This window comes from Listeria rocourtiae subsp. hofi (assembly GCF_963575615.1).
In the GTDB taxonomy this organism is placed as follows: domain Bacteria; phylum Bacillota; class Bacilli; order Lactobacillales; family Listeriaceae; genus Listeria_A; species Listeria_A hofi.
Map to the genome: position 1 here is coordinate 1 of NZ_CAUYTL010000081.1, position 1,625 is coordinate 1,625.

Annotated in this window: 1 rRNA gene; it reads right to left on the reverse strand. The window is 52.2% G+C overall.

Annotated elements, in window-relative coordinates:
- Positions 1–20: 20 nt before the first annotated feature.
- Positions 21–1,572: ribosomal RNA gene (locus tag R8925_RS15780) — 16S ribosomal RNA — on the reverse strand.
- Between the last annotated feature and the right edge of the window lie 53 nt (positions 1,573–1,625).

The following is a 1,625-nucleotide window of genomic DNA, read 5'->3' on the forward strand; positions in this document are numbered from 1 at the left end:
GCAGGTTTCCTATTCCTTAGAAAGGAGGTGATCCAGCCGCACCTTCCGATACGGCTACCTTGTTACGACTTCACCCCAATTATCTGTCCCACCTTCGGCGGCTGGCTCCATAAAGGTTACCCTACCGACTTCGGGTGTTACAAACTCTCGTGGTGTGACGGGCGGTGTGTACAAGGCCCGGGAACGTATTCACCGTGGCATGCTGATCCACGATTACTAGTGATTCCGGCTTCATGTAGGCGAGTTGCAGCCTACAATCCGAACTGAGAATAATTTTATGGGATTAGCTCGACCTCGCGGTTTGGCAACCCTTTGTATTATCCATTGTAGCACGTGTGTAGCCCAGGTCATAAGGGGCATGATGATTTGACGTCATCCCCACCTTCCTCCGGCTTGCACCGGCAGTCACTTTAGAGTGCCCAACTAAATGCTGGCAACTAAAATCAAGGGTTGCGCTCGTTGCGGGACTTAACCCAACATCTCACGACACGAGCTGACGACAACCATGCACCACCTGTCACTTTGTCCCCGAAGGGAAAGTTCTGTCTCCAGAAGGTTCAAAGGATGTCAAGACCTGGTAAGGTTCTTCGCGTTGCTTCGAATTAAACCACATGCTCCACCACTTGTGCGGGCCCCCGTCAATTCCTTTGAGTTTCAACCTTGCGGTCGTACTCCCCAGGCGGAGTGCTTAATGCGTTAGCTGCAGCACTAAGGGGCGGAAACCCCCTAACACTTAGCACTCATCGTTTACGGCGTGGACTACCAGGGTATCTAATCCTGTTTGCTCCCCACGCTTTCGAGCCTCAGCGTCAATTACAGGCCAGTAAGCCGCCTTCGCCACTGGTGTTCCTCCACATATCTACGCATTTCACCGCTACACGTGGAATTCCACTTACCTCTCCTGCATTCAAGTCTCTCAGTTTCCAATGACCCTCCCCGGTTAAGCCGGGGGCTTTCACATCAGACTTAAGAAACCGCCTGCGCTCGCTTTACGCCCAATAAATCCGGACAACGCTTGCCACCTACGTATTACCGCGGCTGCTGGCACGTAGTTAGCCGTGGCTTTCTGGTTAGATACCGTCAAGGGACAAGCAGTTACTCTTATCCTTGTTCTTCTCTAACAACAGTGCTTTACGATCCGAAAACCTTCTTCACACACGCGGCGTTGCTCCGTCAGACTTTCGTCCATTGCGGAAGATTCCCTACTGCTGCCTCCCGTAGGAGTCTGGGCCGTGTCTCAGTCCCAGTGTGGCCGATCACCCTCTCAGGTCGGCTATGCATCGTCGCCTTGGTAGGCCATTACCCTACCAACTAGCTAATGCACCGCGGGCCCATCTGTAAGTGACAGCCGAAACCGTCTTTCAAACAGGCGTCATGCGACGCTTGTTATTATTCGGTATTAGCCCCGGTTTCCCGGAGTTATCCCCAACTTACAGGCAGGTTGCCCACGTGTTACTCACCCGTCCGCCACTAACGTCCAAAAGAGCAAGCTCTTTCGTCAGTTCGTTCGACTTGCATGTATTAGGCACGCCGCCAGCGTTCGTCCTGAGCCAGGATCAAACTCTCTTTAAAATAAAGCTGAATTTGAATACTTATTCAACACCGTGAATAAGATCCTTGCGTCA